Source organism: Sphingomonas sp. NPDC092440, assembly GCF_044754985.1.
Lineage (GTDB): Bacteria > Pseudomonadota > Alphaproteobacteria > Sphingomonadales > Sphingomonadaceae > Sphingomonas.
Genome location: NZ_JBIVQA010000004.1, coordinates 234,143 through 259,336 on the forward strand (window position 1 = coordinate 234,143; position 25,194 = coordinate 259,336).

Genomic DNA, 25,194 nt, shown 5'->3' on the forward strand with positions numbered 1-25,194 from the left:
ATGAGTTCTGAAAATGCCCCCCGGCTTGCACCGGAGCGGTTCTGGCTAGGCCAGGGCCTTCGCCGCCTCCGCCAGATCCTCCACGAACGCCGCGAATTCGTCCTCTGCCTTCGCCCGGTCGGGCAGGCGGAGGAGATAGCTGGGGTGGATCGTCACCCAGCCCAGCCCGCCTTCGGGCAGTTCCAGCACCCGGCCGCGCGTCGCCGCGATCGTCACGGCCTTGCCGAGCAGCTGGCGGGCGGCGGACGCGCCCAGCGCGACGGTCATCTCGGGCTTCACCAGCGCGCGTTCCTGCTCGTACCACCAGCGGCAGGCCTGGATCTCGCCGGCATCGGGCCTCGCATGGATGCGGCGCTTGCCGCGGCGCTCGAACTTGAAATGCTTGACCGCGTTGGTGACGTAGACGCCGTCGCGATCGATCCTCGCCGCGGCCATGGCGCGATCGAGCATGTCCCCGGCGGGGCCGACGAACGGGCGACCGGCCAGATCCTCCTGATCGCCGGGCTGCTCCCCGACGAGCATCATCCGGGCATCGGGCGGGCCTTCGCCGAACACGGTCCGCGTGGCATGCCGGTGCAGATCGCAGCGAGTGCAGTGCGCCGCCTCGTCGCGCAGCGCCCGCCACGCCGCTTCGGCATTGCCGCCCGACCGGGCATGTGCCGCCACCATCGCCGTCTCCCGCTGGCGCGCGGTTGCGACCAGTTCCCGCACCAACGCGGTTTCCGGCATGTCTTTCCAGTATTTGCGCGGCATCTCCCGGAGCATCGCGCCGGTCTTCAGGCGGGCCGGATTGAAGATCGCGGCGTAATAGGCCTTCCAGATATCCTCGACCGGATCTTCGCCGGGGGCGTCCGCCCGGGTGGCGCCGGGGCCTTCGCGCAGCGCCTCGGTATCCCAGTGGAGCGAGAGCGCGGGCGTGAGGATCGACCAGCGCATATTGGCGAATCGCTCGACGAAGAAGCGGGCATTGGCGCGGACGATGTGATGGGTCGGCTCGAACCAGGCGACATAGCGGGCGTCGGGCGCGCCGATGCCCGGGAAAGGCGGGGCGTCCCGTACTTCGCGGAAGCGGACAAAGGCACGCATCTTGTGGATGTCGCGGCGGACTTCGCGGGCCATCGCTTCCAGCCGGCGGACGCGCGGATCGGCCGGGTCGGCGATGCGGCGAGGATCGCCGGCAAGCAGCGCATAGAGCAGCGCGAAGCGCGCGGGGTCGCCGTGCAGGATCGCCGACCGGGCAAGGTCCAGGAACGCGGGCGGGACCTTGAGGACGCGGGAGTCGACCAGCGGCATCGCGGCTTCGCCGGCGAAGAGGTCGGTCAGGGTCTCGCCGACCTGCCACAGGATTTCCGACGGGGGGACGCCGGCCTGGGCAAGCCCGCGCGCGGCATCGCGCCAGCCTTCGAAATCGTCTTCGCTTGCCAAGGTGACGACGCGCACTCTGCCCTCCGGTTCGCGGGCTCTAACGCCCCGGCGCGGATTTCGGCATCGATTCGATCCACTGGCGGACCAGCGCCACGCCTTCCTTGTGGACGGTGGCACGGCCGAGCTCGGGCATGGCGATGCCGGGATCGGTCGATTCCATCCGATAGAGCAGGATCGAGGCGTCGGGCGCGCCGGGGACGATGTCGAAGTCGCGCGTGCCCGCCCCGCGCCCGGCGGCGGTGGGGCGCTTGAACAGCCCGCGCTGCTCGGGATCGGCGCGGGCGAGATCGAGGAACAGGCCCGAATTGGACGCGGCGCCCCGCGGATTGTGGCAATGCGCGCAGTTGATCTCCAGCCAGGCGCGGGCACGCGCGTCGAGCGGCGCGGCCTGGTCGTCCCAGCGGGCGACGCGCGGCGCGTCGGGCGGAAGCCGGTCGAGCATGCCGGCAGCCAGCATCGCCTCGAGCTGGCCGCCATGGTTGAGATAGCGTGCCTTGATGCCGATCGGCGTGACCCGGCCGGCCAGGCCGTGGCAATCCTTGCACTGGTTCTGGTTGGGCACGGCATAGGAAATGGCGTGCCGCTCGCCGGAGGGATCCGCGAAGGCGACGGGGATGCGCGTGCCGGCGCGCTTCACCTCCGCATCGGTGCCCTCCGCGTTCCAGACATAGGGGATCGGCACCCAGCCGCCGGCCCGGTGAAGCAGCACGCGGGTCTCCAGCGGCTTGAACCGACCGTCCACCGGATAGCCGAAGGTCTTGACCAGCGCCGCACCGACCGGGAGATCGAGCGGCCCGTCCGGATCATATTTCGCCCGGGTGCCGGCCGGCAGGTAGATATAGCGTTCCTTGGCCGCATAGTCCGAGAAGAGCGGAGTCTCGAGGTCGTAGCGGAGCAGGCCCTGGGCCGGCGTGCGGGCCGCGAGATCGGTGAAGAAGCCGAATTCGGAGAGGCGCGCGGGATAGCCCTCGCCGGTGATCGCCGCGTCGTTCACGCCGCCCGGCTGGCCGAGCAGCGCGGCGGCGAACAGGGCGGCCGCGCCGAGCAGCGCCTTCATTTGGCGGCGGCCTCCATCGCGGGCGGGAGCTTGAAGCTCTGCCAGGGCGGCGGGACCGCGTTGTCGAGCTTGATCATCTGCGGCCTGGCGGTCTCGATGCCGGCGCCGAGCGCAAGACCCAGGGTCAGCACCGGTCCGTCATCCCCGGTGAGGCCCACCTTGTCGCCGCCGGTGCCGTCCCAGAAGACCGGCGGCAGCGTGCCGCCCAGCGCCGCCGCAAGCGCCTTGCCGCCGGGCATGGCAGGGGCGAAGCCGGCCCGGCCATGCTTGTTGCCGGCGAGGCGGATGTTGCGGGGATAGGGATCATAGCCCTTGTCCTCGAAGGGCTGGCGATAGGCAACGACCATGATGTTGGCGGTGCCGTTGCCGCTGAGTTCGTTGCCGGTGACGCTGACGTCGTTCTCGGCCATCACCAGCACGCCGGTGCCGGTGGGGACAGTGGCGACGGTGTTGCCGGGCGGGGCGAAATTGGGGGTATCGTTGTCGACCGCCTTGTTGCCGTGCACCTTCACCCAGCCGGCCCCGCGCCGGGGCAGGGCGGGCAGGTCGAACACCAGGATGCCGCCGGTGTTGTGGGTGGCGAGATTGTTGGTGACTTCGGCAAAGCCGCTATTCTCGATCTCGATCCCGGCGACATTGTACATCGCGGTGGAATTGCGCACGACGATCCGGTTGGACTGGCCGACATAGATGCCCGCGTCCGAAGCGCCCTTCACGGTGACGCCGTCGATCAGCACATCCTCGCTCTCCACCGGATAGACGCCGTACGCGCCGTTGGTCGCCTTGGGCCCGCCGGTCCATTCGACGCGGACATTCTTGTAGACGATCCGGTCGGCGCCCTTGGACTTGATGCCGTCGCCCTTCGAATCCTCCACCGCGAAGTCGCGCAGCACCACATCGTCCGAAGTGACGAGCAGTCCCTCGCCCGCGCCCAGCTGGCCCTTGAAGCTGAGCACCGTCCGCTCGGCCCCGGCACCGCGCACGGTGACGCCGTTCACGTCGAGGCTGAGCCCGTCGGTCAGTTCGAAGCGGCCCGCGCCGATGCGGACGGTGTCGCCCGGCCTGGCGTCGAGCAGCGCGGACTGGAGCCGTTCCTGGGCATTGGGCCCGGCCTCGACGACAATATCGCGGGCCAGGGCCGGAGTCGCGGCGACCAGCACCGCGGCGAGTGCGCAGAATCGAAGCATCCCTCTCTCCCTCTTGCGTATTTTTGAAGATGATACGCCGATCGGGAGAAATTGACAGGCCTGTCAGTTAGGGCCGTGGCAGACGAATTCGATCAACCGCCCATCGGGATCGCGAAGATATCCGGCATAGTAATTGGGATGGATGTGCGGGGCGAGCGCAGGCGCGCGATCGAGGACATGGCCGGCGTCGCGGCCGGCGGCATAGATTCGGTCGACCGTGGCGCGGTCGGGCGCGGCAAAGGCGAAGTGGAGGTCGGACGGCGCGTCGCCCTCGACCAGGAACAGGTCGAGCGCGGAATCATTGCCGAAGCCCTTGGCCGGGCCATCGACCTTCTAGGTATAGCCGAGCGGCGCCAGGGCATCGGCATAGAAGGCCAGGCTCTCGGCCAGGCGGGTGGTGCGGATCTCGATATGGTCGATCATGACATTCTCCTTCGTCCCGGGAGATAGGGGCGCGCCCGCGCGGCTTTTCCGCGAAGAAGGGACTCGAATCGGCGGATTTCGGCGCATTTACGCGCTAGGGTGCGGCCAATGGCCCGATCCGATCTCGACCCCTTCGACCGCAGGCTCCTCGCCCTGGTCCAGCGCGACGCGGCGCAGACCGCCGAGGCCCTGGCCGGACAGGTCGGGCTCTCGGCCTCGGCAGTGCAGCGCCGCCTCAAGCGACTGCGCGCGACGGGCGTGATCCTGGGCGAGGTCGCCGTGGTCGACCCGCTCAAGGTGGGGAAGCCCAATTTCTTCCTGGCGGCACTGGAGATCGAGCGCGAGCGCCCCGAACTGATCGCCCGGCTGCGCCAATGGCTGGCCGCGGAGGAGCAGGTCCAGCAGATCTATTACGTCACGGGCACCGCCGATTTCGTGCTGGTCGTCGTCGCACCCGATGTCGGCGCCTATGACGCGCTGATGAGCCGGCTGATGGCGGACAATCCGAACGTGCGCCGCTTCACCACCAATGTCGCGCTGGGCGTGGGCAAGCGCGGGCTGTTCGTGCCGATCGCCGACTAGGGCGACCGACAGCATCCTCATGCCGCGAACAGTTCGAGCTGCTCGCCTTTGGGCGCGACCAGCGCATGCAGGTCGGCGCGGTCGGCCAGCGCGACCGGGCGCCAGTCCTCGGCGATCAGGAAGGGGCGGACCTTGGCGAGCGACGCCGTCAGCCGGGCGATATCGGCCAGGCGCAGCCGGCGCCAGCGGCGCGCGGCGAGGATCGCGTCGATCGCCTTGACGCCCAGGCCTGGGACCCGGAGCAGCGCCGCGCGCGGGGCACGGTTGACGTCGACCGGAAAATGCGCGCGGAACCGCAGGGCCCAGGCGAGCTTGGGATCGATGTCGAGCGGGAGCATGCCGGTGACGGGATCCGCCGCCTCGGCCACTTCGCCCGGCGCATAGCCGTAGAAGCGCATCAGCCAGTCGGACTGGTAGAGCCGATGCTCGCGCATCAGCGGCGGGCGCCGGAGCGGCAGCACGGCGCTGGCATCGGGAATCGGGCTGAACGCCGAATAATAGACGCGCCGCAGCTGAAACCTGTCGTAGAGCCCGGCCGCGCGCGCGATGATGTCGCCATCGGTGGCGGCGTCGGCACCGACGATCATCTGGGTCGACTGGCCGGCGGGCGCGAATTTCGGCGCGGCCTTGTAGCGCCGGACGGCATCGGCACCGTCCTCGATCGCGGCACGGACGTCCCGCATCGCGCCTTCGATCCGGGGCGCCGACTTCTCGGGCGCCAGCCGGGCCAGCCCCGCCACGGTCGGCAGCTCGACATTGATCGAGACGCGATCGGCATGGAGCCCGGCCTGGCGCACCAGCTCCGGATCGGCATCGGGAATCGTCTTCAGATGAATATAGCCGCGAAAGTCATGAACCTCGCGCAGCAGCCGCGCGACGCGGACGATCTGCTCCATCGTATAGTCGCTCGAACGGATGATGCCGGAGGAAAGGAACAGCCCCTCGATATAGTTGCGCCGGTAGAAGCCGAGCGTGAGGTCGACCACTTCCTCGGGCGTGAAGCGGGCGCGGCGGACGTTCGAGCTCTTGCGGTTGATGCAATAATGACAGTCGAAGATGCAGCTGTTGGTCAGCAGGATCTTGAGCAGCGAGATGCAGCGTCCATCCGGCGCATAGGCGTGGCAGATGCCCATGCCCTCGGTCGAGCCGAGCCCCTTGCCCGCCGCCGAATTGCGCCTGGCCGTGCCCGACGAGGCGCAGCTGGCATCATATTTGGCGGCATCGGCAAGGACGGCGAGCTTCGCGCGGAGATCGAGCTGCGACATTCGTTCGCTTTATGTTCCAGATGTTGCGGTGTCCAGCGGGTTGTGGAAGGAGGCGAGCGAAAACAAGCGGTTCCTCCCCGAGCGCATCTGGGAGGGAAATTCTGGAGCGCGCGATGCGATTGAGGATCGACCGGCATTTTCGCGCGCTGCTGGTCGTGCTGGCGGCCACCTGCCTGCTCGGCTTCGGCTTCAAGCAGCATTGCATGCCGGGCGGCTGGACCGATTCCGAACAATATCTCACCGGCTGCTACAGCGATGCGGTGCCCTTCTGGACCGCGCGCGCAGTGGACAAGGGCCGGATCCCCTATCTCCAGACCCCGATCGAATATCCGGTGCTGACCGGCGCGGCGATCTGGATCGAAGGCGCGGCGACGCATCTGATCTTCGGGCGCGAGGCCAATGACGCCAGGTTCCTGGGCGTGGTGACGGCAGTGAACATTGCCCTCGCCTTCCTGATCCTCTGGATGTTCCGGCGGGCGGGGATGGACCGGCGACGGCTCTGGTGGTGGGCCGCCGCGCCGCCGCTCATCCTCTATGTCGGGCATAATTGGGATATGATCGCCGTCACGCTGGCGGTGTGGGCGATGCTGCTGGCGCGCGAGGACCGGCTGATCCGCGCGGGGGCCGCGGCCGGGCTGGGCGTGGCCGCCAAGCTGTTTCCGATCGTGATGCTGCCCCTGTTCGCCCTCTCGGCGTTTCTCGAGCAGGGCCGCCGCTGGTGGCAGCGGGTGGTGCGCACCGGCTGGGTGAAGCTCGCCGCGATCGGAGCCTGGCTGGCGGTGAACCTGCCGATCGCCTTGCTCGCGCCGGCGAACTGGAGCGAATTCTACCGCTTCTCGCAGGCACGCGGCGGCACCGTTGCCGGGACCTGGGACGTGCTCGGCAATCTCGGCATCCTGCAGCTCGGCACGCCGGGCAAGAATCTCCTTGCCGCCCTCGCCTTCGCGATCGGCGGGGCCGCCATCATCGGCCTGGGCTGGCAGCGCCACCATGCGCGGCTCTGGCTGCTGTCGACGCCGCTGCTCGCCTGGTTCATGCTCACCAACAAGGTCTATTCGCCCCAGTTCGACCTGTGGCTGTGGCCGATGCTGGTGATGACAGCGCCGCGGCTATGGCCGGTGGCGCTGTTCGCGGCGACCGGGATCTTCGCCTATTTCGCCGAGTTCTGGTTCCTGGCCGGTATGGACGGCGCCTGGCCGGCGGCGAACACGCTGGACGTTGCCGGCGCCGCGGCGGCGCGCGCGCTGGTGATGCTGTGGATCATCGCCGATTGCGTGCGCCGCCCGCCGCCCGAATGGGTGGCGTTCCGGCCGGCGCGGTAGGAAGAAGCTGCCCCCCTCGGCAGGCGCCGCCGGAAAGGCGCGCCGCCGCGAGCGCTGTGTGGGAGGGATCCCATCTGGTTGGCGCGGTTCCCCTCCCCGGCTCCCGTGGCGCGGGAGAGGAATCAGCTCATGGCAGCGGCAGATTCTCTTCGGCCTTCTTGCGCGCCCGAACCTCGGCGCGGGCGATGGTCGCCTTCCGCACGAAGCAGCCGGTGCCGCCGCCGGCACCGGTGGTCGAGCAGCTGCCGGTACCGAAATCGCCCGAGGTGAGCGCGTCCTGCGAACGCACCGCCCAGCTCTCGGTCTTCTGCGGCGGGCCGGCCTGTTCGCGCAGGTTCGACGGGATGCGATAGCGCTCGCGCTCGTCGAGGCGCTTGCAGACCACGATCTCCTCGCCGTTCGAGTTGGTCGGGCACTTGTCCTTGCCATAGATCACCAGCACGCCGTTCTGCGCCGCGTTCTGGGCATGCGCGGCAACGGGCAGCAGCATCGGAATGGCGGCGAGCGCGCCTGCGATCATGATCCGGTTCAACATCGGCTTACTCCTGCTGTGTGCCGTGCCTGGTCCAAAACGGCTGAATGGGGCCTTTATATCCGTTTCGATACCGCAATGGCAGCGCGGCAGCCGGCACGGATCACCCCGGACAGCAGCGGATAGGCCGGGGCATGCTCCGCGCCATGGGCGAGCGCGGTATCGCGATGCTCGAGCTCCTCGTCGCGGAACTTCGCCACGGCTTCGGCGAGCTCGGGATCGCTATCGCCGATCTCCTCGAGCTGCTGCTGGTAATGAAGGTCGATCTCGGTCTCGATCGCGGCGGTGCAGGCCATCGCCGCTTCGGGGCCCATCGCCGCGGTGGCGGCGCCCAGGGCGAAGCCGGCGACGTTCCAGAAGGGCTGGAGCGCGGTCGGGCGTACGCCGCGGCGCGCGATCATCGCGTCGAAAAAGGCGCGGTGACGTTCCTCCTGGCTCGCCATGCCGGCGATCATCCGCGCCATCGGCGTGCGATCGCCCATCACCGCGAGCTGGCCGGCATAGATGCGCGTCGCGCCATATTCGCCCGCCTGGTCGACGCGGACCATCGAGGCCAGCCCCTCGCGCCGATCGCCGGGCTTCCAGCTCATGCGCGGGCGCCCTTGCGGGCGGCAAGCAGGAAGATCACGATCGCACCGCCGAGCGAAAGGATCGCGTTGAAGCCGGCCAGGCTGATCCCGAAGAACGTCCATTGCGGCACGTCGCAGCGGATCAGCGGCCGGCGCAGCGCATCGTTCAGCATGTCCATCGGATTGTCGCCATGCACCTGGGCGGTGCAGGCGGTAATGCCCTCCCACCATTTATACTCGACGCCGGCATGGAAGACGCCGATGCCGCCGCTCACCGCGATCAGGGCGGCGGCAAGCAGGACGATCGTCATCTGCAGCGGCCGGCTACGCACGAAAAAGGCCGAGAGCGCGACCAGGATCGCGGCATAATGCGGCCAGCGCTGCCACCAGCACATCTCGCACGGCACCAGGCCGAACAGCTCGGAGAGATGCGCGCCGCCCACCAACGCGAGGGGAAGGAGGAGCGCGATCCAGCGCGCGATGCGGAGGCCGTCGTTACGCATGGCTTACTTGCTCCGTGTCGCGGCGACCTGGGTCTTGGGCCCGAGGCGGGAAATGGTCTGCAGCGCATAGTGCAGCTGGAAGTCGTCGATCCCGTCCTTCTTCAGCTGCTCCGCCGTCTTGGCGAAGCGCGGATCGGTGCGCTGATCGTCCTCGAGCACCGAATCGTCGACCTTGTCGTTGTTGATCAGGTGCGCGCGCAGATCCGCCTCGCGGATCGAGGGCCGGGTCTTGTAGTCGGGATCGGTGAGCTGGGGCACGAGCAGATCGGGCTTGATGCCGCCTTCCTGCACCGAGCGGCCCGATGGCGTATAATAGCGCGCCGTGGTGAGGCGCAGCGCGGCGCGCGGGCCCATCGGCAGGATCGACTGGACCGAGCCCTTGCCGAAGCTGCGCACGCCCATGACGAGCGCACGGTGATGGTCCTGCAGCGCGCCGGCGACGATCTCCGAGGCCGAGGCGGTGCCCGCGTCGATCAGCACGACCACCGGCAGCCCCTGGGCAAGGTCGCCCGGAACCGCGACGATGCCCGGCTCGCTCACATCGGCGTACCAGCGCTCGATATCGGCCTTCTCGCGGCCGCGCTGCGAGACGATCTCGCCATGCGTCAGGAATATGTCGGACACTTCGATCGCCTGGCTGAGCAGGCCGCCGCCATTCTGGCGCAGGTCGACGATATAGCCCAGCGGCTTGTGGCCCAGCTTCTTGTCGATCTCCTGGATCGCCTTGATCGTGTCCGCCCCGGTCTGGGCGGTGAAGGTGTTGATGTTGAGGATGCCGACGCCGTCCTTGACGTCCCACTTCACCGGCCGCTGCACGATGATCTCGCGCTTCATGGTGAAGGTGAGCGGCTTGTCGGCACCCGGGCGGATCACGGTGAGCGTGACGCTGGTGCCCGGCTTGCCGCGCATCTGCTGGATCGCATCGTCCAGGCTGCCGCCGACGATGAACTTGCCGTCGATATGCGTGATGAAGTCGCCCGATTTCATGCCCGCGCGCGCGGCCGGCGTGTCCTCGGTCGGCGCCACCACCTTCACCGCCCCGTCCTCCTGGGTGACGGTGAGGCCGAGGCCGCCATAATTGCCGTCGGTCTGGATCTTCAGATTGTCGAAATCGAGCCCGTCGGCATAGCTGCTGTGCGGATCGAGCGCGGCCAGCATGCCCTGGATCGCGCCCTTCATCAGCGTCTTGTCGTCGACCTTGTCGACATAGTTCGCCTTCACCTGGCTGTAGACTTCCATGAAGGTGTCGAGCTCCTTGAAGCTCGAAGTGTCCACGCCGGCCATGGCGCCGGAGGCAATGGGAACGAGCGCCAGCGCGCCGACCGCGGCGGTGACCTGAAGGAACGAACGAAGCATAGTTACTTTCCGGAAACGCGTTCGAGGATCAATCTAGGACGGGATCGCGGCAAATGCACGGCACAATCAGCCGAGCAGGCGCGCAAGGTCCATGGGTTCGCCGCGCCGGCGCAGCTCCACCGTGACGCGCGGCGCGTCGCCGCCCGGGGTCCGGCCGATGCGCGCGCCCTGCGCCACCTGCTCGCCGACGCGGACACTGGTGCCGCCCAGCCCGGTGACCGAGCTGGTCCAGCCATTGCCATGGTCGATGATCACCACGCCGCCATAGTCGCGGAACGGGCCGGCGAAGAGGATGCGCCCGGCCGCGGGCGCCACGGCATCGCTGCCGGGCGCGCAGGCGAGCGTGACGCCGCGGGCACGCACCCCGGTGGCGGAAAGCTCGCCCATGCCGGTGACGACCGCGCCGGCGACGGGCAGGACATAAGGGGCGCCGGCCCGGCGCGACGGCGCCGCGAGGGCGCTGCCGGGGCGCGGCAGCGGGCCGGGAAGTGCGGCGAGATCGGCCTGGATCCCGGCGGCCTGGCCCGCCGTCTCCATCTGGTCGACGATCTCGCGGGCGTGCTCGCCCAGCGCGATGGCCCGGTCCGATTCGACCAGCGCGCTCGACGCGAGCCGGGCGGAGCGGGCACGGTGATCCGCCTCGAGCCGGACCAGGGCGACCCGCTCGTCCTCGATCCGCCGGCGCGCCGCACGAAAGCTCTCGACCGCGGCGAGCGCATCGGCCCGCAGCGCGCGGATATGGCCAAGCTCCGCGCGCACATCGCGCGTGCGGGCCTCGACCACGGGCATCACCGTGCCGAGCACGGCGCGGACATGGACCATGTCGGCAGTCGAGCCGGGCTGGACCAGGCCGAGCACCGCCGGGCGGCGGGCCATCGACTGGAGCGCGGCGATCAGGCGGAGGATCGGGCCCTGGCGCTCGGCGACGCGGGTGCGCTGCGCGGCGAGCTGGCGGTCGACGATGCCGATGCGCGCCCGGGCGGCGGCGATGTCGGCCTCGGCGGCCTTGATCCGCTCGGCGGCGGCGGCCTCCTGCGCCCGCGCCCGCACGGCCTGGTCGCGCTCCGACGCGGCCTGGCGCTCGAGCTGCACGCTGCGCGCCTGCGCCGCGCGGCTCTGGGCAGTGGCCTCCCGCAGGCGGCCCTGCTGCTCGCCGAGGCTCGGTGCCTGCGCCGCGGCGAAGCTGCCGGTGGCGAGGATCGCCAGCAGGCTGGCGCCGAGGATCAGCGGGCGGAGCACGGGCTCAGCCTTCGCGATGATAGGGATGGTTGGCAAGGATGGAAGTGGCGCGCCACAGCTGCTCGGCGAGCATTGCCCGCGCCAGCATGTGCGGCCAGGTGGCGCGGCCGAAGCTGAGCAGCAGATCCGCCTGGGCACGATCGGCATCCTCGAATCCGTCCGCCGCGCCGATCAGGAAGCGCGCCTCGCGCACCCCGTCATCGCGCCAGGCGCCCAGCCGCTCGGCGAGCACGCGCGAGGGCAGGTTCTCGCCCGTCTCGTCAAGCATCACGATCCGGGTGCTGCCCGAAAGCTCGGGAACCTTGCCGCCCGTATCGGGCAGCTCGGTCACCTTGCTCGGCCACTGGATGCGCCGGAGATAGCGATCGACCAGCTCCGCCTCCGGGCTGCGGCCGATCTTCCCGCGCGCGACGATATGGAGCTGCATCGCCCGTACCGCCCCTTTCTAGCGGATCACGCCTGGCCGGCTTCGCCGAACGACCACATCCGCTCGAGATTGTAGAAGCTGCGCACCTCGGGGCGGAACAGGTGGACGATCACGTCGCCCGCGTCGATCAGCACCCAATCGGCGGTGGGCAGGCCCTCCACGCGCGGGGTGCGGCCGAACTCGGCCTTGATCTTGTCGGCGAGCTTCACCGCCATCGACGCGACCTGACGCGTCGAACGGCCGGATGCCACGACCATATAGTCGGCGATGCTGCTCTTGCCGGCAAGCGGGATCGAGACCGTCTCGACCGCCTGATCGTCGTCGAGCGACGCCATCACGAGCTGATGCAGCGCCTCGGTGCCACCAGCGGCATCGGGCGAACGCAGAACATTGGGCGATGTGGCCAAGGGGCCTCCTAGGGTTGCAACTTGTCTGTGCGCGCTTGTTGTGGAGACGACGCGGAAAAACGCCGGTGCCAGGCGGGATCGGCGGCCCGAAGGCTCGTCGCCGAAGTCGGATCGGGGCGGAAGCGCAACAGCACGAGGGCCGGCAATCTCCAACGCGTCCAGTTCTTCGCCTGGCCTGCGGGCCACACAGCGCGCCGCAGCCAACCCATTGCAGGACTTGCATGGGCATCGCGATCATACCCCGGACGGGCGATCACCGCAATCGGAACCTGCTCGGCAATGTCGCGCCAGCGCTCCCATTTGTGGAACTGGGCGAGATTGTCCGCGCCCATCAGCCAGATGAAGCGGTGCTGCGGGAACAGCCGGGGCAGCTTGCGGACGGTATCGGCCGTGTAGCGCGTCTTGATCCGCTTCTCGATGTCCGACACGCGGATCGGCGCATGCCGCGCCATGCGCCGGGCCGAGGCCATGCGCGCCTTGAACGGCGCCATGCCGGCCTTGTCCTTCAGCGGATTGCCCGGCGAGACGAGCCACCACACCTCGTCCAGCCCCAGCGCCCGAATCGCGTGGAGCGAGAGCTTGCGATGGCCGAGATGCGCCGGGTTGAACGAGCCGCCGAGCAGGCCGATGCGCTTCATGGCTCGACCAGCCAGTCTTCGCGTTCATGATGTACGCGCAGAACCAGCACTTCCGGTTCCGTCGCGCGGTACAGAATCACGTGCGGGGTATCGAGGACGCGCAGAACGCGCAGACCGCTCTTCAACGGCCGTCCCGACCGGGGAAAATTCGCGAGAAATGCGGCGCGACGATAAATCGCCGTCAGCGTCGCGACGGCGGAACCGGGCGTAGCGTTCTCATCGAGCCAGGCGTCAATCCTGCGGATGTCATCACGTGCAGGTACCGTCCAGATCAGGACCGGCATCGAGCCCGGTGCTTTTCGATCATCTGCTCGAGTTCGGCCATGACTTCGGCATGCGGCACGACCTCATCGCGCTCGGCAGCGTCGATCCCCACCTGCACAAAGGCCATGAAGTCGGCTTCGCTCTCCGCGACGCGCCGGATCGCTTCAGCAGCGAAATCGGCACGGGTTCGACCCTGTGCGGCCGCAACCTTGTCGACAAGGTCCAGCGTCTCGTGATCGAGGCGCGCGGTAACGACGGCGGATTTGCTCATGCCACCATTGTATACATTCGTATTCAGGAGTTCAAGGCCGCGCCTGGCCCGTGCCGCGCACCACCCATTTATAGGTCGTCAGCCCTTCGAGCGCCACGGGCCCGCGGGCGTGGAGGCGGCCGGTGGAGATGCCGATCTCGGCACCCAGCCCGAACTCGCCGCCATCGGCGAACTGGGTGGAAGCGTTCCACATCACGATCGCGCTGTCGACCTGCGCCAGGAAGCGCTCGGCGACGGCCGCGTCGGCGGTGACGATCGCATCGGTGTGATGCGAGCCGTGCGCGGCGATGTGCGCCATCGCCGCGTCCACGCCGTCGACCAGCTTCACCGACAGGATCGAATCGAGATATTCGGTGTCCCAATCCGCGGCATCGGCGGCGACCGCGCGCGGCTCGAGCGCCCGGATCTCGGCATCGCCGCGCAGCTCGCAGCCGGCATCGGCCAGCGCGGCCAGCACCGGCCGCGGATCGGCGAAGCCGCGGTCGATCAGCAGCGTCTCGGTCGCGCCGCAGATGCCGGTGCGGCGCATCTTGGCGTTGCGCGCGAGATCGCGCGCCATCGCCGGATCGGCGGCACCGTCGATATAAGTGTGGTTGAGCCCGTCGAGATGGGCCAGCACGGGGACGCGCGCCTCCGCCTGGACCCGGGCGACCAGGCTCTTGCCGCCGCGCGGCACGATCATGTCGATCGCTCCCTCGGCGGCAAGCATCGCGCCGACCGCGGCGCGATCGGTGACGGGAACGAGCTGCACCGCATCCTCGGGCATGCCGCCCTCCGCCAGGCCGCGGGCGAGCGCGGCATGGACGGCGCGGTTCGAGCGGATCGCTTCCGAGCCGCCGCGCAGGATCGCGGCATTGCCCGCCATGGCGCAGAGCACGCCGGCATCGGCGGTGACGTTGGGCCGGCTCTCATAGATGATGCCGATCACCCCGATCGGCACACGGACGCGGGTGAGCACCAGGCCATTGGGCCGCTCGACCCGGTCGATCACGTCGCCGACCGGATCGGCGAGCCCGGCCACGGCCTCGACTCCGGCGGCCATGGCTTCGATCCGACCGGCATCGAGCTTCAGGCGATCGAGCAGCGCGCCCGACAGGCCATTGGCTTTGGCGGCGGCCATGTCCTCGGCATTCGCGGCCTGGATCGCCTGCGTGTCGGCGCGGATCGCGGCGGCGGCGGCGCGCAGCGCGGCGGCCTTGGCCGGGGTCGGCATGGCGGCGAGCTGCACTGCGGCGCGGCGGGCGCGTTGGGCCATCTGGGCGATCAGGGCGGCGGTGTCGGTCATGCTGCGCTTGCGCCTAGCACGCGCAAGATCAAGCTGATAGGTCCGGCGCCATGTCGGGGGGAATCGAAGCAGCCGGGGAACTGGCGACGGGGGCGTTGCTCGGCCGTGCGGTGGAGCCGCAGGCGGGCGAAGGGCATGGCACGGGGAACGATGCGGGGCATGGGCTGTGCCTCAATTGCGGGACGGCGCTGATCGGATCGCATTGTCACGGCTGCGGCCAGGCAGCGCATATCCATCGTTCGCTTTCCGCGATCGGCCACGACATCCTGCACGGCGTCTTCCATTTCGAAGGCAAGTTGTGGCGCACCTTGCCGATGCTCGCCTGGCGGCCGGGCGAGCTGACGCGGCGCTACATCGCCGGCGAGCGCGCCCGCTTCGTCTCGCCCATGGCGATCTTCCTCTTCTCGGTCTTCGCGATGTTCGCGGTCTTCTCCTGGGTGGGAATCTCGGCGCCGACCGAGCTCAATGCCGGCAACATGAAGCCCTTCGCCGCGATCGACTATGCGCGCAAGGATGCGCAGGCGAAGCTCGGCAAGGCGCAGCGGAAGCTCGCCGCCGCCACCGACGAGGAGGAGAAGGCCGAGTATCGCGAGCGCATCGCCAATGCGCAGAGCGACCTGGCCGGGCTCGACAAGGCGGCGAAGTCGCTGGGCGGCGACCATCTCGACGGGTCGATGGCGGAGGCCCATACCGGCTGGCACGCACTCGATCACGGCATCGAGAAGTGGCAGAAGAACCCGGCGCTGATGATGTACAAGCTCCAGTCGGCCAGCTACAAATTCTCCTGGCTGCTGATCCCGCTCTCGGTGCCGTTCCTGTGGGCGCTGTTCTTCTGGAAGCGGCAGTACAAGCTCTACGATCATGCGGTGTTCGTCACCTATTCGATCACCTTCATGTCGCTCTTCTACATCGTGGTGGCGATCGTCGCCGCGATCGGGCTGGGCGGCGGCTGGCTGGCCGTGGCGGCGCTGGCGATACCGTTCGTCCATGTGACCCGGCAGCTGCAACAGGCCTATCAGCTGGGCTGGTTCTCCGCGATCATGCGCGCCTGGGTGCTGACCTTCTTCATCAGCTGGATCCTGGCGATCTTCGTGCTGATCCTGGTGGCGCTGGGGCTGTTCGGATAGGCGAAGCGGGCGGCCGGGGCCGCCTCCGTCAACAGACACCCTCATCCCGTGCAGGCGGGGTCCAGACTAGCGCGGGACAACGATGCCACGAGGCGAGCGCCTCCGGAGCGCGCGGGACTCGACTGCGCGCAATCCGCCTCTGGGCCCTGGATCCCCGCCTTCGCGGGGATGACGAAAGAGATCGGAGCCTTGATCAGCTTCTGGCCCAAGGCTGTACCGAGGTTCAGATTGGACGGACGCGTAGCCGCCTTTCGCCGGTCACCCCGGCCTTGTGCCGGGGTCCACCAGGCGGGTTGCGAGATCGTCAGGTCGGAATCCCGGGCGGGACTACGATCCAAGAAGATGGGGACGAAAGAAAAAGGGCCTCCCCGAACGACCGGGAAGGCCCTTTCCTTTGGACTGGAGCCTCAGCTCAGGCGCCCTGCGGCGCCGGCTGGCCGAACGGCCCCTTGGGCTTGCGGATCTTGGGGATCGAAGTTCCCGCCACCGCCGCCGGCCGCGCGGCCGCGCCCGGATCCTCGCGGCCCAGATCCTCGCCCGCGATCAACCGCTTGATCTCCTCGCCGGTCAGCGTCTCATATTCGAGCAGCGCCTGGGCGATGGTGTGGAGCTGGTCGATATGATCGGTGAGCAACTGGCGGGCACGGCCGAGACCGCGCTCGACGAACGCCTTCACTTCGCTGTCGATCAGCCGCGCCGTCTCGTCCGACATCGGCTTGGCGCGGGAGATCGCATAGCCGTAGCTCTCGTCGCTCTCCGAGAAGTCCAGCGGGCCGACATTGTCCGACAGGCCCCATTTCGTCACCATCGCACGGGCGAGGCGCGTCGCCTGCATGATGTCGTTCGAGGCGCCCGACGACACCTTGTCATAGCCGAAGATCAGCTCCTCGGCGATGCGGCCGCCGAACGCCACGGCGATATCCGCGTGCATCTTGTCGCGGTGATAGCTGTAGCTGTCCCGCTCCGGCAGCGGCTGCACCATGCCCAGCGCGAAGCCGCGCGGGATGATCGTCGCCTTGTGGATCGGGTCCGCCGTCGGCTCATGGGCGAAGACCAGGGCGTGGCCGGCCTCGTGATAGGCGGTCATCCGCTTCTCGTCGTCGGTCATCACCATCGAGCGGCGCTCGGCGCCCATCAGCACCTTGTCGCGCGCATCGTCGAACTCCTGCGCCGCCACCAGCCGCTTGCCGCGGCGGGCGGCGAGCAGCGCCGCTTCGTTGACCAGATTGGCGAGATCGGCGCCCGAAAAGCCCGGCGTGCCGCGCGCGATCACCCGCGGCTCGACGTCCGGCGCCAGCGGCACCTTCTTCATATGGACCTGGAGGATCTTCACCCGGCCCTCGATGTCCGGGCGCGGCACCTGGACCTGGCGGTCGAAGCGGCCCGGACGGAGCAGCGCGGGATCGAGCACGTCGGGGCGGTTGGTCGCCGCGATGATGATGATGCCCTCGTTCGCCTCGAAGCCGTCCATCTCGACGAGCAGCTGGTTGAGCGTCTGCTCGCGCTCGTCATTCTGGTTGCCAAGGCCGGCACCGCGCGAACGGCCGACGGCGTCGATCTCGTCGATGAAGACGATGCAGGGCGCCGACTTCTTGGCCTGCTCGAACATATCACGGACACGGGACGCGCCGACGCCGACGAACATCTCGACAAAGTCCGAGCCCGAAATGGTGAAGAAGGGCACGCCCGCCTCGCCTGCAATTGCACGTGCGAGCAGCGTCTTGCCGGTGCCCGGCGAGCCGACCAGCAGCGCGCCCTTGGGGATCTTGCCGCCCAGGCGGGCGAACTTGGTCGGGTCCTTGAGGAACTCGACGATCTCCTGCAGCTCCTCGCGCGCCTCGTCGATGCCCGCCACGTCGTCGAAAGTGACCTTGCCTTCCTTCTGGGTGAGCAGGCGCGCCCGCGACTTGCCGAAGCCCATCGCGCCCGAGCCCGAGCCCTTCTGCATCTGGCGGATCACGAAAAAGGCGATGCCGAGCATCAGCAGGAACGGCAGCGACTGATAGAGGAGGTAGATCCAGATGTTCGGCCCCTCCTCGGCCCGGGCCGAGACCTTCACGTTCTTCGCGAGGAGCGTCCCGATCATCGCGGGATCCTCGGGCGCGTTCGTGCGGAACTTGCCGCCGTTCGACAGCTCGCCGCTGACCACGCCGGTGGCGCGCGAGATGTTCACCGACTTCACTTCGCCGTTGTTCACCTTGGCCATGAAATCGGAATAGGCCACGGCATCGCCGGGCGCGGGCGCGTTGTTCTTGTCGAAGATCGTCACGAACAGGGCGAGCGCCGCCAGGATGCCCACCCAGATCAACAGGCTCTTCATCCAGGGGTTGCCGCCCCCATTGTCGGGGCCCTGCTGCTTGTCGTTGTCGCTCATGCGGATTCGGTACCTTTCCGCTGCCCAAGATAGGCACGGCCAAGTTAATGGCAATGGAACAGCGTCGATCAGTGTGATCGACGCGGTGGCGCCAGCGCGAAATGCCAGATAGCAGCCCCGGCCCGGGCGATCACTTCCGCAATCGTACCGGTGCCCCCGGCATCCAGCGCGGCGAGCAGGGGCTCGAGCCCGGTCTCCCGCCAATCGGGGCCCAGGCCGTGCGCGGCGCGGACAGTCGCCACCGCCCGCTCGGCGAGGCGGCGGCGGAGCTCCCTGGGCAGACCGGCAGGATCGAACGCGACCGAGCCGTCTTCGACCACCGCGCGCGCGCGCCATTCGCGCTCGGCGACCCAGGCCAGCGCATCCTCGGCATCGCGCAGGTTGCGTGCGGCGGCGGCAAGGCGATCGGCGGGCAGTTCCCCCATTTGCGCCAGCAATGCGCGGATGCGGGCACGGTCGAAGCGCGGATCGGCGTTGGAGGGGTCGCGCACCGGCGCGATTCCCACATCCGCGACCAGCGACTCCAGTTCCGCCCGGGTCCAGTGGAGCAGCGGCCGGATCAGCATGACCCGGCCAAGCGGCCGCGCCGCCGCCATCGCGGCAAGCCCGCCCACCCCGGCGCCGCGCCGGGCCCGCATCAGGAAGGTCTCGGCGACATCGTCCTGCTGGTGCGCGGTCGCGAGCCATGTGGCCCGGCCCGCCGCCCAATCGGCGAGCAGCTTGTAGCGCAGCGCCCGCGCGCCCTGCTGCAGGTTGCCGGCGGCGGGCACGGTTCCGCCGAGCGTCTCGTGCGGCAGGTCGAGCCGATTGCACAGCTGCCGGACGAACCCGGCTTCCTCCGCCGCTTCAGGGCGCAGGCCGTGATCGACGGTCGCCGCGATCACCGCGCCGGGAAAGGCCGCATGGGCAAGGAGGAGCAGGGCCAGGCTGTCCGGCCCGCCCGAGACGGCCAGGGCCAGCGGGCGCCCCGCATCCGGAGCGCCGCCGGTCAGCGCCTCGCAATCGCGGCGGAAACGCTCGACCTTATCCTGGTCGGGCGTCAACCGGTCACTTGCACTTCTGGCTTGCACGGCCCTCCGCCACGCCGGTCTTCATCTCGATCGAGAGCTTGTCGCCGTAAAGCTGGTCGAGCTCGGTATAGACCTTGCAGACCTCGGCGGCGGGCTTCTTCAGCTTGATGAGCGCCTGGGCCAGATAATAGAGGCTGTCGGGCGCGCGCTCGCCCTTGGGGTTCTTCTTGTAATTCTCGTAAAAGGCCACCGCCGCCAGGCTGGGCGCGCCGCTGTCGAGATAGGCGCGGCCGAGCAGGTTCTGCGCATAGCTGGCGCGGCGATGCGTCGGATATTTGGTCGCCACCGCTTCGAGCTCGCGGCGGGCCTCGGGATAGAGCTTGGCCTGCCACAGGCGGAAGCCATAGGCATAGCCGTCCTCGGCGGGATCGCCCGTATTGGGCTTCTCGATCGCCGCGACCTGCTGGGCGCGCGTGCCGCCGGGCTTGGCCGCGGCCGGCGTGGTGCCCGCGGCCGGAGGCGGCGTGGTCGGGCGCGTGCCGCCCGCCGGCGGACGGATCGTGGCGCCGGCGGTATCGGCCGGCACCGTCGTATCCTCGCCGCCCAGCGCCGCATTGGCGGTCGCGCGGTCCTCGAGCCCCTTGATGCGCGCATCATTGCCACGCTTGTAGGCGGCGAAGGCGTCCTCGAGCTGGCGCAGGCGGTATTGGCCCTGCTCGACCTGGCCGGTGAGCGTGCGCAGCTGCTCCTCGATCGCGGTGACGCGCTGGGTCAGGTCGATCAGCGGCGTGCCCGACGGCGTGCCGGGCACGCTCGTGCTGGTCTCGGGCGTGATCTGCGGTTCCACCGTCTGGCCGGCGCCGCCCGGAAACACCTTGCGCTGCACGGCGCGCATCTCGCGCTCGAGCCGGTCGACGCGGCCGGACAGTGCCGAATCCTGGGCCTGGGCGGTGCCGGCGCCGAAGACGACGGCCATTGCGGTGGCGGCAAGAAGAAAACGCATCGATCACACCCCCCGGTGCAGGTCAGACATGGAGAATTGGTCCGCTATAGCCGGGAGGCCGCCCGCCTCGCCAGTCCTTACGGCGCGCTGTTGCCAGTGCTCGTCGCAGCCGGCTCGGCAGGTGTCGGCGCCGGAGTCGCCGTCGAGAGGCGCGCGGCCGGACGCTCGCGGCGCGCGGCCGGCGTCGCGGCGGCAGCCGGCGTCGGCGCAGCGCCCGGCTGGCCGCGGGCGCGCAGCGCACCGGCGCTCACCTCGACATCCACCGTCGTGCCGGCGCGGCCGAGCGGATCGACGTTCGAGCCATTGAGCGTAACTTGAATCTTCTCGGGCCCGCCGGTGCGGATGCGCGGATGATCGGCATCGGCCGGCACGTCGTAACGCTCGCCGGGCGCGAGCTCCTTCTCGACGAGCTTGGTGCCCTTGGCATCGGTGACGCGGATCCAGACGGTGTCGAGCGCGATCAGCGAGACCTGGCCGCCGCTGGCCGCCACCGGCACGGCGGCATTGGCGACGCTGACATTGTCGGCCAGGTTCGCCTGCGGCTCCTCGGTCGCCAGAGTCTCGGGCGCCGGGGCGCTGCCGCGGAACAGGCCGGTACCGTAATAGAGCACTCCGCCAACCACGAGCAGCAGCGCCAGGACGACCCCGAAGATGACGATACCGCGCGGCGGCACGCGCGCCGGATCGCTCGTCTCATAGGCGGGAACGGGCGCCGCGCGCTCGGGATTGCGATGCAGCTCGGTGCGCAGCTCGCGCGCGATCATCACCTCGTCGGCACCGACCGCGCGGGCATAGGCCTTGGCGAATCCCAGCGCATAGGTGATCGACGGAAGGCCGGCATAATTGCCCTTCTCGATCGCCTCGAGGTGACGCTGCGGAATGCGGGTCCGCGCGGCGATCTCGGGAAGATCGAGGCCCTGCGCCTCGCGCGCGGCACGCAGCTTCTCGCCCACGCTGGCGGGAAACAGGGTCGGGTCTTCGGCGGCTTCGCCTTCCATCCATACTCTCCGGGCGGAAGGGTTGCGCCCGTTGCTCCCGCCGACGGCTGAAGCTGTCGTTCACCAAGCCGCGCCTGTCAACGCCAGCCAGGGTGATTTTGCCCGCAGTTCAGGCCAGTTCGACGGAATGTTCGCTCGCCCATGCCTCCAGCTGGTCGCGCAGCGAGCTGCCCGGATCGGCCAGCATCCCGGCCATCGCCGTCATCAGCGCGCCCCGATCGATCGAACGGACCATCGCCTTGATCGGCCCCACCGCGGCAGGTGTGATCGACAGGCGATCGATGCCGAGCCCGAGCAGCGCCAGCGCCTCCAGGGGCCGCCCGCCCATCTCGCCGCACACGCCCACCGGCACGCCGCCCGCCCGGCACTGGTCCGCCACGCGCTTGAGGAATCGCAGGATCGACGGGCTCAGCCAATCATAGCGCAACGCCAGCTTGGGATGGGCGCGATCGGCGGCGAAGAGGAACTGGGTGAGGTCGTTGGTGCCGATCGACAGGAAATCGAGCCGCGGCAGCAGCAGGTCGAGCACTTCCGCCAGCGCCGGCACCTCGAGCATCGCGCCATAGCGGATCTCGGTCGGCATCTTGCGCCCGCGCGCGGCGAGCCAAGTGCGCTGCGCCTCGAACAGCTCGCGCGCCGCGTCGAACTCCCATGGCTCCGAGACCATCGGGAACATGATGTTGAGCGTGCGGCCGGCACCGGCCTCGATCAGCGCGCGCGCCTGCGCCTTCATCAACCCGTCGCGATCGAGCGCGAGGCGCAGCGCCCGCCAGCCCATGGCGGGATTCTCTTCCTCGCCATCCTCGTCATGGTTGAGATAGGGCAGCGCCTTGTCGCCGCCGATATCGACGGTGCGGAAGGTAACGGGGCGGTCCCCCGCCGCGTCGAGCACGTCCTTGTAGAGGCGGCGCTGCATCTCGCGCTGGGGCAGCGTGGCCGAGACGAGGAACTGGAATTCGGTGCGGAACAGGCCGATGCCGTCGGCACCGGTGAGATCGAGCGCGGCCATGTCGTCGCGCAGGCCGGCATTGACCATCACCGTCACGCGGTGGCCGTCGGTCGTCACCGGCGCGACGCCGCGCATCTGCGCGAACGCGGCGCGGCGCTTCTGGCTCAGCTCGAGCTTGGCCTCGAACGCTTCCTGCATCGCCTGGGTGGGGCGGACGAACAGGCTCTCCTCGCTGGTGTCGAGCAGCAGCATGTCGCCCTCGGCGATCATCTGGCGGATGTTGCGGACGCGCCCCAGCACCGGCACCCCCATGGCGCGTGCGACGATGGTGACGTGCGCGGTGAGCGATCCTTCCTCCAGCACCACGCCCTTCAGGCGCCGGCGATCATATTCGAGCAGCTCCGCCGGGCCGAGATTGCGCGCGATCAGGATCGAATCCTGCCGCAGCCCCATCTGCGCCGCGGTGCCGAGCTGGCCGGAGACGATACGGAGCAGCCGGTTGGAGAGATCCTCCAGATCGTGCATCCGGTCGCGCAGCAGCGGATCGTCGATCTCGCGCATGCGCTGGCGGGTGCGCTGCTGGACGCGCTCGATCGCCGCCTCGGCGGTGAGGCCCGAATCGATCGCCTCGTTGATCCGGCGCGACCAGCCCTCGTCATAGGCGAACATCTTGTAGGTCGCGAGAATCTCGTCCTGCTCGCCGCCGCCGCCGAACTCGGCCTGGCTGGCCATGCGATCGATCTGCTCGCGCATCTTGTCGAACGCGGCATAGACGCGGTGGCGCTCCGCCTCGGTATCCTCGGCGACGGTGTGCTCGATCACGATGCGCGGCTGGTGGAACACCGCGACGCCGGCGGCCATGCCGTCGACCAGCTTGAAGCCATGGCCGAGCTCGGGCGCGGTCGACTGGAGCCGGGTGGAGCCGCCGCCGCTCGCCGGGTCGATCAGATCGGCATTGGCGATCAGCTCGGACAGCACCATCGCTACGGTCTGCAGCGCCTCGATCTCCTCGCTCTCGTAGCGGCGCGATTCGGCATGCTGCACGGCGAGCACCCCCACGGCCCGCTCGCGCCGGATGATCGGCACGCCGGCAAAGCTGTGGAACGCCTCTTCGCCCGTCTCGGGACGATAGGCGAAGGCGGGGTGCAGCTCGGCCTCGTCGAGGTTCAGCGTCTCGACATTCTGGGCGATCGTGCCGACCAGGCCCTCGCCCAGCGCGAGCTTGGTGACGTGCACCGCCTCCTGCGCGAGGCCGCGCGTCGCGAACAGCTCGAGCAGCCCCTCGCGCAGCAGATAGATCGAGCAGACCTCGCTCGACAGCGCCTCGCCGATGATGTTGACCACCGAATTGAGCTTCGACTGCGCCGGGTTGCGCGACGCCATCACGTCGTGGAGGCGCGTCAGTATCTCACGGGCCGAGGCGGCTGCGGAAACGGGCATGGATCCGCGCTAACAGATTGTGATCGCGCGCGCCATGCGCAGGCGAAACAAGTGTGCGCCGCCACCGGCAACCCGCCGCGAATCGCGAACGCCGGCGAAACGATCCCCGGGGAAGCTTGTGGCCTCTTATACTGTATGCTACACAGTGTGTGTCATACACGATATGAGGCACAGGGCGATGCCGGTCGAGGAAGACCTGTTCGAGAAACTGCGCGTCGAGCTGCGGCGCGGATCGCTGGTGCTGGCGGTGCTCGGCGCGCTGCGCGAGGAACGCTATGGCTACACGCTGCGCACCAGTCTGGAGGAGGCGGGGCTGCCGATCGACGAAGGCGCGCTCTATCCGCTGCTCCGCCGGCTGGAGACGCAGGGGCTGCTCACCAGCGAATGGCGCGAGGAAGCGAGGCGCAACAAGCGCTTCTACCGCCTCACGCCCGACGGTCTGCACGTGCTCGGCCAGCTTCTCGCCGAATGGAACGCGATCTCGGAATCGATCCTGCGCCTGACCGAGGGAGAAAAGTGATGGACCTCATCGAACGCTATCTCGGCGCGGTGCGCTGGAACCTGCCCTCGGCCAAGGCCGGCGACATCATCGCCGAGCTGGCCGACCTGATCGCCGCCCGCATCGAGGATCGCGAGGAAGCGCTCGGCCGCCCGCTCGACAAGGGCGAGGTGAGCCAGATCCTCAGGGAATTCGGCCACCCGCTCACCGTCGCCGGCCGCTATCACGACCGTCAGGTGCTGATCGGCGCGGAGCTCTTCCCCTTTTACTGGTTCGTGCTGCGGATCATGCTGGCGCTCTTCGCGGTGATCGAGGCGGTGAAGACCGCCGGGCGGATCGCGGTGAGCGGCGAACCCTTCTTCCAGGCGCTTTCCCAAGGGCTCGGCGACGCCGCGAACACGCTGCTGACCATCGGCGCGCTGATCACCCTGGCCTTTGCGGCCATCGAGCAGGCCGGCTGGCTCGACACCTATCTCGCCCGCTGGAAGCCCGAGGAACTGCCCGACCTCGGCAAGCTCCGCCTCGACCTGCCGCCGCGCAAGCGCTGGGAGCCGGTGTTCGAGATCGCCTTCGGCATCGGCTTTCTCGCCTGGTGGGCGGGCGCCTTCACCATCCCCTTCTTCCCGCACGACGACGGGATGACGATCACTGCCGCGCCGATCTGGGCAACGCTCTACTGGCCGGTGGTAGTCCTGGTCTGGGCGCGGATCCTGCTGAGCCTCGTCCAGTTCCTGCGGCCGGCCTGGAAGCCGCTACGCGCGCTGCTGATCCTTGCCAGCACCGCCGGCACGCTCGCCATCGCCGCGGTGTTGCATGCAGCGGAGCGGATCGTGATCGTCGCCGGCGCCGACGCGGCGAAGGTCGCGAAGATCCAGCAGAGTCTCGACAAGGGCCTCGAGATCGCGGTGATCGTGGTCGCGGCGATCTCCGCCTGGCAATGCGTGAAGGAGCTGTACCAGCTCTACAAGGAGCCCCGCTAGTTTTGGGGACTCAGCGGTTCCTTCTTCGTCACGCCGGCCTTGCGCCGGGGCCCCGCTATCTC

The 25,194-nt window shown here is 69.0% G+C and carries 25 protein-coding genes; 5 read left to right on the forward strand and 20 right to left on the reverse strand.

Annotated features, from left to right (window positions below; translation table 11 throughout):
- Positions 1–45: 45 nt before the first annotated feature.
- The 3 genes from ACIQCS_RS08880 to ACIQCS_RS08890 are packed head-to-tail and all read right to left on the reverse strand — an operon-like array spanning position 46 to position 3,669.
- Positions 46–1,440, reverse strand: coding sequence for a UdgX family uracil-DNA binding protein (locus tag ACIQCS_RS08880; protein WP_345849599.1), 1,395 nt, complete (start codon positions 1,438–1,440; stop codon positions 46–48).
- Positions 1,441–1,462: 22 nt separating this feature from the next.
- Positions 1,463–2,482: an SO2930 family diheme c-type cytochrome gene (locus tag ACIQCS_RS08885; protein WP_345849598.1), complete on the reverse strand. Its 1,020-nt coding sequence runs from the start codon at positions 2,480–2,482 to the stop codon at positions 1,463–1,465.
- Entirely contained in the window at positions 2,479–3,669 is a 1,191-nt protein-coding gene (locus ACIQCS_RS08890; RefSeq protein ID WP_345849597.1) for a parallel beta-helix domain-containing protein, read from the reverse strand. Before ACIQCS_RS08890 ends, ACIQCS_RS08885 begins: the two co-directional genes overlap by 4 nt.
- Positions 3,670–4,200: 531 nt before the next feature.
- On the opposite strand from ACIQCS_RS08890, the gene ACIQCS_RS08895 reads away from it, so the two are divergent.
- The gene (locus ACIQCS_RS08895) at positions 4,201–4,674 is read left to right on the forward strand and encodes an Lrp/AsnC family transcriptional regulator (protein ID WP_345849596.1); all 474 of its coding nucleotides are present in this window, start codon (positions 4,201–4,203) and stop codon (positions 4,672–4,674) included.
- A 17-nt stretch (positions 4,675–4,691) separates the two neighbouring features.
- On the opposite strand, the gene ACIQCS_RS08900 is transcribed toward ACIQCS_RS08895, so the two are convergent.
- Positions 4,692–5,939: a putative DNA modification/repair radical SAM protein gene (locus tag ACIQCS_RS08900; protein WP_345849595.1), complete on the reverse strand. Its 1,248-nt coding sequence runs from the start codon at positions 5,937–5,939 to the stop codon at positions 4,692–4,694.
- Positions 5,940–6,052: 113 nt separating this feature from the next.
- On the opposite strand from ACIQCS_RS08900, the gene ACIQCS_RS08905 reads away from it, so the two are divergent.
- Positions 6,053–7,261 carry a hypothetical protein gene (locus ACIQCS_RS08905; protein WP_345849594.1) on the forward strand — a complete coding sequence of 403 codons (1,209 nt, stop codon included), beginning with the start codon at positions 6,053–6,055 and terminating at the stop codon, positions 7,259–7,261.
- A 127-nt stretch (positions 7,262–7,388) separates the two neighbouring features.
- Here ACIQCS_RS08905 and ACIQCS_RS08910 read toward each other — a convergent pair whose 3' ends face one another.
- The 11 genes from ACIQCS_RS08910 to ACIQCS_RS08960 all read right to left on the reverse strand — a co-directional run bounded on the left by ACIQCS_RS08910 (position 7,389) and on the right by ACIQCS_RS08960 (position 14,752).
- Positions 7,389–7,796 carry a hypothetical protein gene (locus ACIQCS_RS08910; protein WP_345849593.1) on the reverse strand — a complete coding sequence of 136 codons (408 nt, stop codon included), beginning with the start codon at positions 7,794–7,796 and terminating at the stop codon, positions 7,389–7,391.
- A 53-nt stretch (positions 7,797–7,849) separates the two neighbouring features.
- Complete coding sequence (locus ACIQCS_RS08915; protein WP_345849592.1) at positions 7,850–8,383, reverse strand: demethoxyubiquinone hydroxylase family protein; 534 nt, start codon at positions 8,381–8,383, stop codon at positions 7,850–7,852.
- Complete coding sequence (locus ACIQCS_RS08920) at positions 8,380–8,865, reverse strand: disulfide bond formation protein B (protein ID WP_345849591.1); 486 nt, start codon at positions 8,863–8,865, stop codon at positions 8,380–8,382. Before ACIQCS_RS08920 ends, ACIQCS_RS08915 begins: the two co-directional genes overlap by 4 nt.
- A 3-nt stretch (positions 8,866–8,868) precedes the next feature.
- Entirely contained in the window at positions 8,869–10,221 is a 1,353-nt protein-coding gene (locus ACIQCS_RS08925) for a S41 family peptidase (protein ID WP_345849590.1), read from the reverse strand.
- 66 nt (positions 10,222–10,287) lie between these two features.
- Positions 10,288–11,460, reverse strand: coding sequence for a peptidoglycan DD-metalloendopeptidase family protein (locus ACIQCS_RS08930; RefSeq protein ID WP_345849589.1), 1,173 nt, complete (start codon positions 11,458–11,460; stop codon positions 10,288–10,290).
- A gap of 4 nt (positions 11,461–11,464) precedes the next feature.
- Positions 11,465–11,887, reverse strand: coding sequence for a 23S rRNA (pseudouridine(1915)-N(3))-methyltransferase RlmH (locus ACIQCS_RS08935; protein ID WP_280277580.1), 423 nt, complete (start codon positions 11,885–11,887; stop codon positions 11,465–11,467).
- 26 nt (positions 11,888–11,913) lie between these two features.
- Entirely contained in the window at positions 11,914–12,222 is a 309-nt protein-coding gene (gene rsfS, locus ACIQCS_RS08940; protein ID WP_137861951.1) for a ribosome silencing factor, read from the reverse strand.
- A gap of 80 nt (positions 12,223–12,302) precedes the next feature.
- Positions 12,303–12,932 carry a nicotinate-nucleotide adenylyltransferase gene (locus tag ACIQCS_RS08945; protein WP_280277579.1) on the reverse strand — a complete coding sequence of 210 codons (630 nt, stop codon included), beginning with the start codon at positions 12,930–12,932 and terminating at the stop codon, positions 12,303–12,305.
- On the reverse strand, positions 12,929–13,216 hold the full coding sequence (locus ACIQCS_RS08950) for a type II toxin-antitoxin system RelE/ParE family toxin (protein WP_345849588.1): 288 nt from the start codon (positions 13,214–13,216) through the stop codon (positions 12,929–12,931). The genes ACIQCS_RS08945 and ACIQCS_RS08950 overlap by 4 nt, the downstream gene beginning before the upstream one ends.
- Positions 13,204–13,467, reverse strand: coding sequence for a CopG family transcriptional regulator (locus tag ACIQCS_RS08955; protein ID WP_345849587.1), 264 nt, complete (start codon positions 13,465–13,467; stop codon positions 13,204–13,206). Before ACIQCS_RS08955 ends, ACIQCS_RS08950 begins: the two co-directional genes overlap by 13 nt.
- 31 nt (positions 13,468–13,498) lie before the next feature.
- A complete protein-coding gene (locus ACIQCS_RS08960; RefSeq protein WP_345849586.1) occupies positions 13,499–14,752 on the reverse strand; it encodes a glutamate-5-semialdehyde dehydrogenase in 1,254 nt (417 codons plus the stop codon).
- A gap of 50 nt (positions 14,753–14,802) precedes the next feature.
- On the opposite strand from ACIQCS_RS08960, the gene ACIQCS_RS08965 reads away from it, so the two are divergent.
- The gene (locus ACIQCS_RS08965; RefSeq protein ID WP_345849585.1) at positions 14,803–15,879 is read left to right on the forward strand and encodes a DUF3667 domain-containing protein; all 1,077 of its coding nucleotides are present in this window, start codon (positions 14,803–14,805) and stop codon (positions 15,877–15,879) included.
- Positions 15,880–16,291: 412 nt separating this feature from the next.
- Here ACIQCS_RS08965 and ftsH read toward each other — a convergent pair whose 3' ends face one another.
- From ftsH to ptsP, 5 genes are all read right to left on the reverse strand, one after another.
- Positions 16,292–18,253, reverse strand: coding sequence for an ATP-dependent zinc metalloprotease FtsH (ftsH, locus tag ACIQCS_RS08970; protein WP_345849584.1), 1,962 nt, complete (start codon positions 18,251–18,253; stop codon positions 16,292–16,294).
- A gap of 68 nt (positions 18,254–18,321) precedes the next feature.
- Positions 18,322–19,323 carry a tRNA lysidine(34) synthetase TilS gene (gene tilS / locus ACIQCS_RS08975; RefSeq protein WP_345849583.1) on the reverse strand — a complete coding sequence of 334 codons (1,002 nt, stop codon included), beginning with the start codon at positions 19,321–19,323 and terminating at the stop codon, positions 18,322–18,324.
- Positions 19,301–20,266 (reverse strand): hypothetical protein, encoded by a 966-nt coding sequence (locus ACIQCS_RS08980; protein WP_345849582.1) that lies wholly within the window; start codon positions 20,264–20,266, stop codon positions 19,301–19,303. The genes tilS and ACIQCS_RS08980 overlap by 23 nt, the downstream gene beginning before the upstream one ends.
- A gap of 77 nt (positions 20,267–20,343) precedes the next feature.
- Positions 20,344–21,264: a helix-turn-helix domain-containing protein gene (locus ACIQCS_RS08985; protein WP_345849581.1), complete on the reverse strand. Its 921-nt coding sequence runs from the start codon at positions 21,262–21,264 to the stop codon at positions 20,344–20,346.
- Between the two features lie 109 nt (positions 21,265–21,373).
- On the reverse strand, positions 21,374–23,653 hold the full coding sequence (gene ptsP / locus ACIQCS_RS08990) for a phosphoenolpyruvate--protein phosphotransferase (RefSeq protein WP_345849580.1): 2,280 nt from the start codon (positions 23,651–23,653) through the stop codon (positions 21,374–21,376).
- Between the two features lie 178 nt (positions 23,654–23,831).
- Here ptsP and ACIQCS_RS08995 point away from each other — a divergent pair, with 178 nt between their 5' ends.
- A complete protein-coding gene (locus ACIQCS_RS08995) occupies positions 23,832–24,173 on the forward strand; it encodes a PadR family transcriptional regulator (RefSeq protein ID WP_401530621.1) in 342 nt (113 codons plus the stop codon).
- The gene (locus tag ACIQCS_RS09000; protein ID WP_345849578.1) at positions 24,173–25,132 is read left to right on the forward strand and encodes a hypothetical protein; all 960 of its coding nucleotides are present in this window, start codon (positions 24,173–24,175) and stop codon (positions 25,130–25,132) included. The genes ACIQCS_RS08995 and ACIQCS_RS09000 overlap by 1 nt, the downstream gene beginning before the upstream one ends.
- Positions 25,133–25,194: the final 62 nt, after the last annotated feature.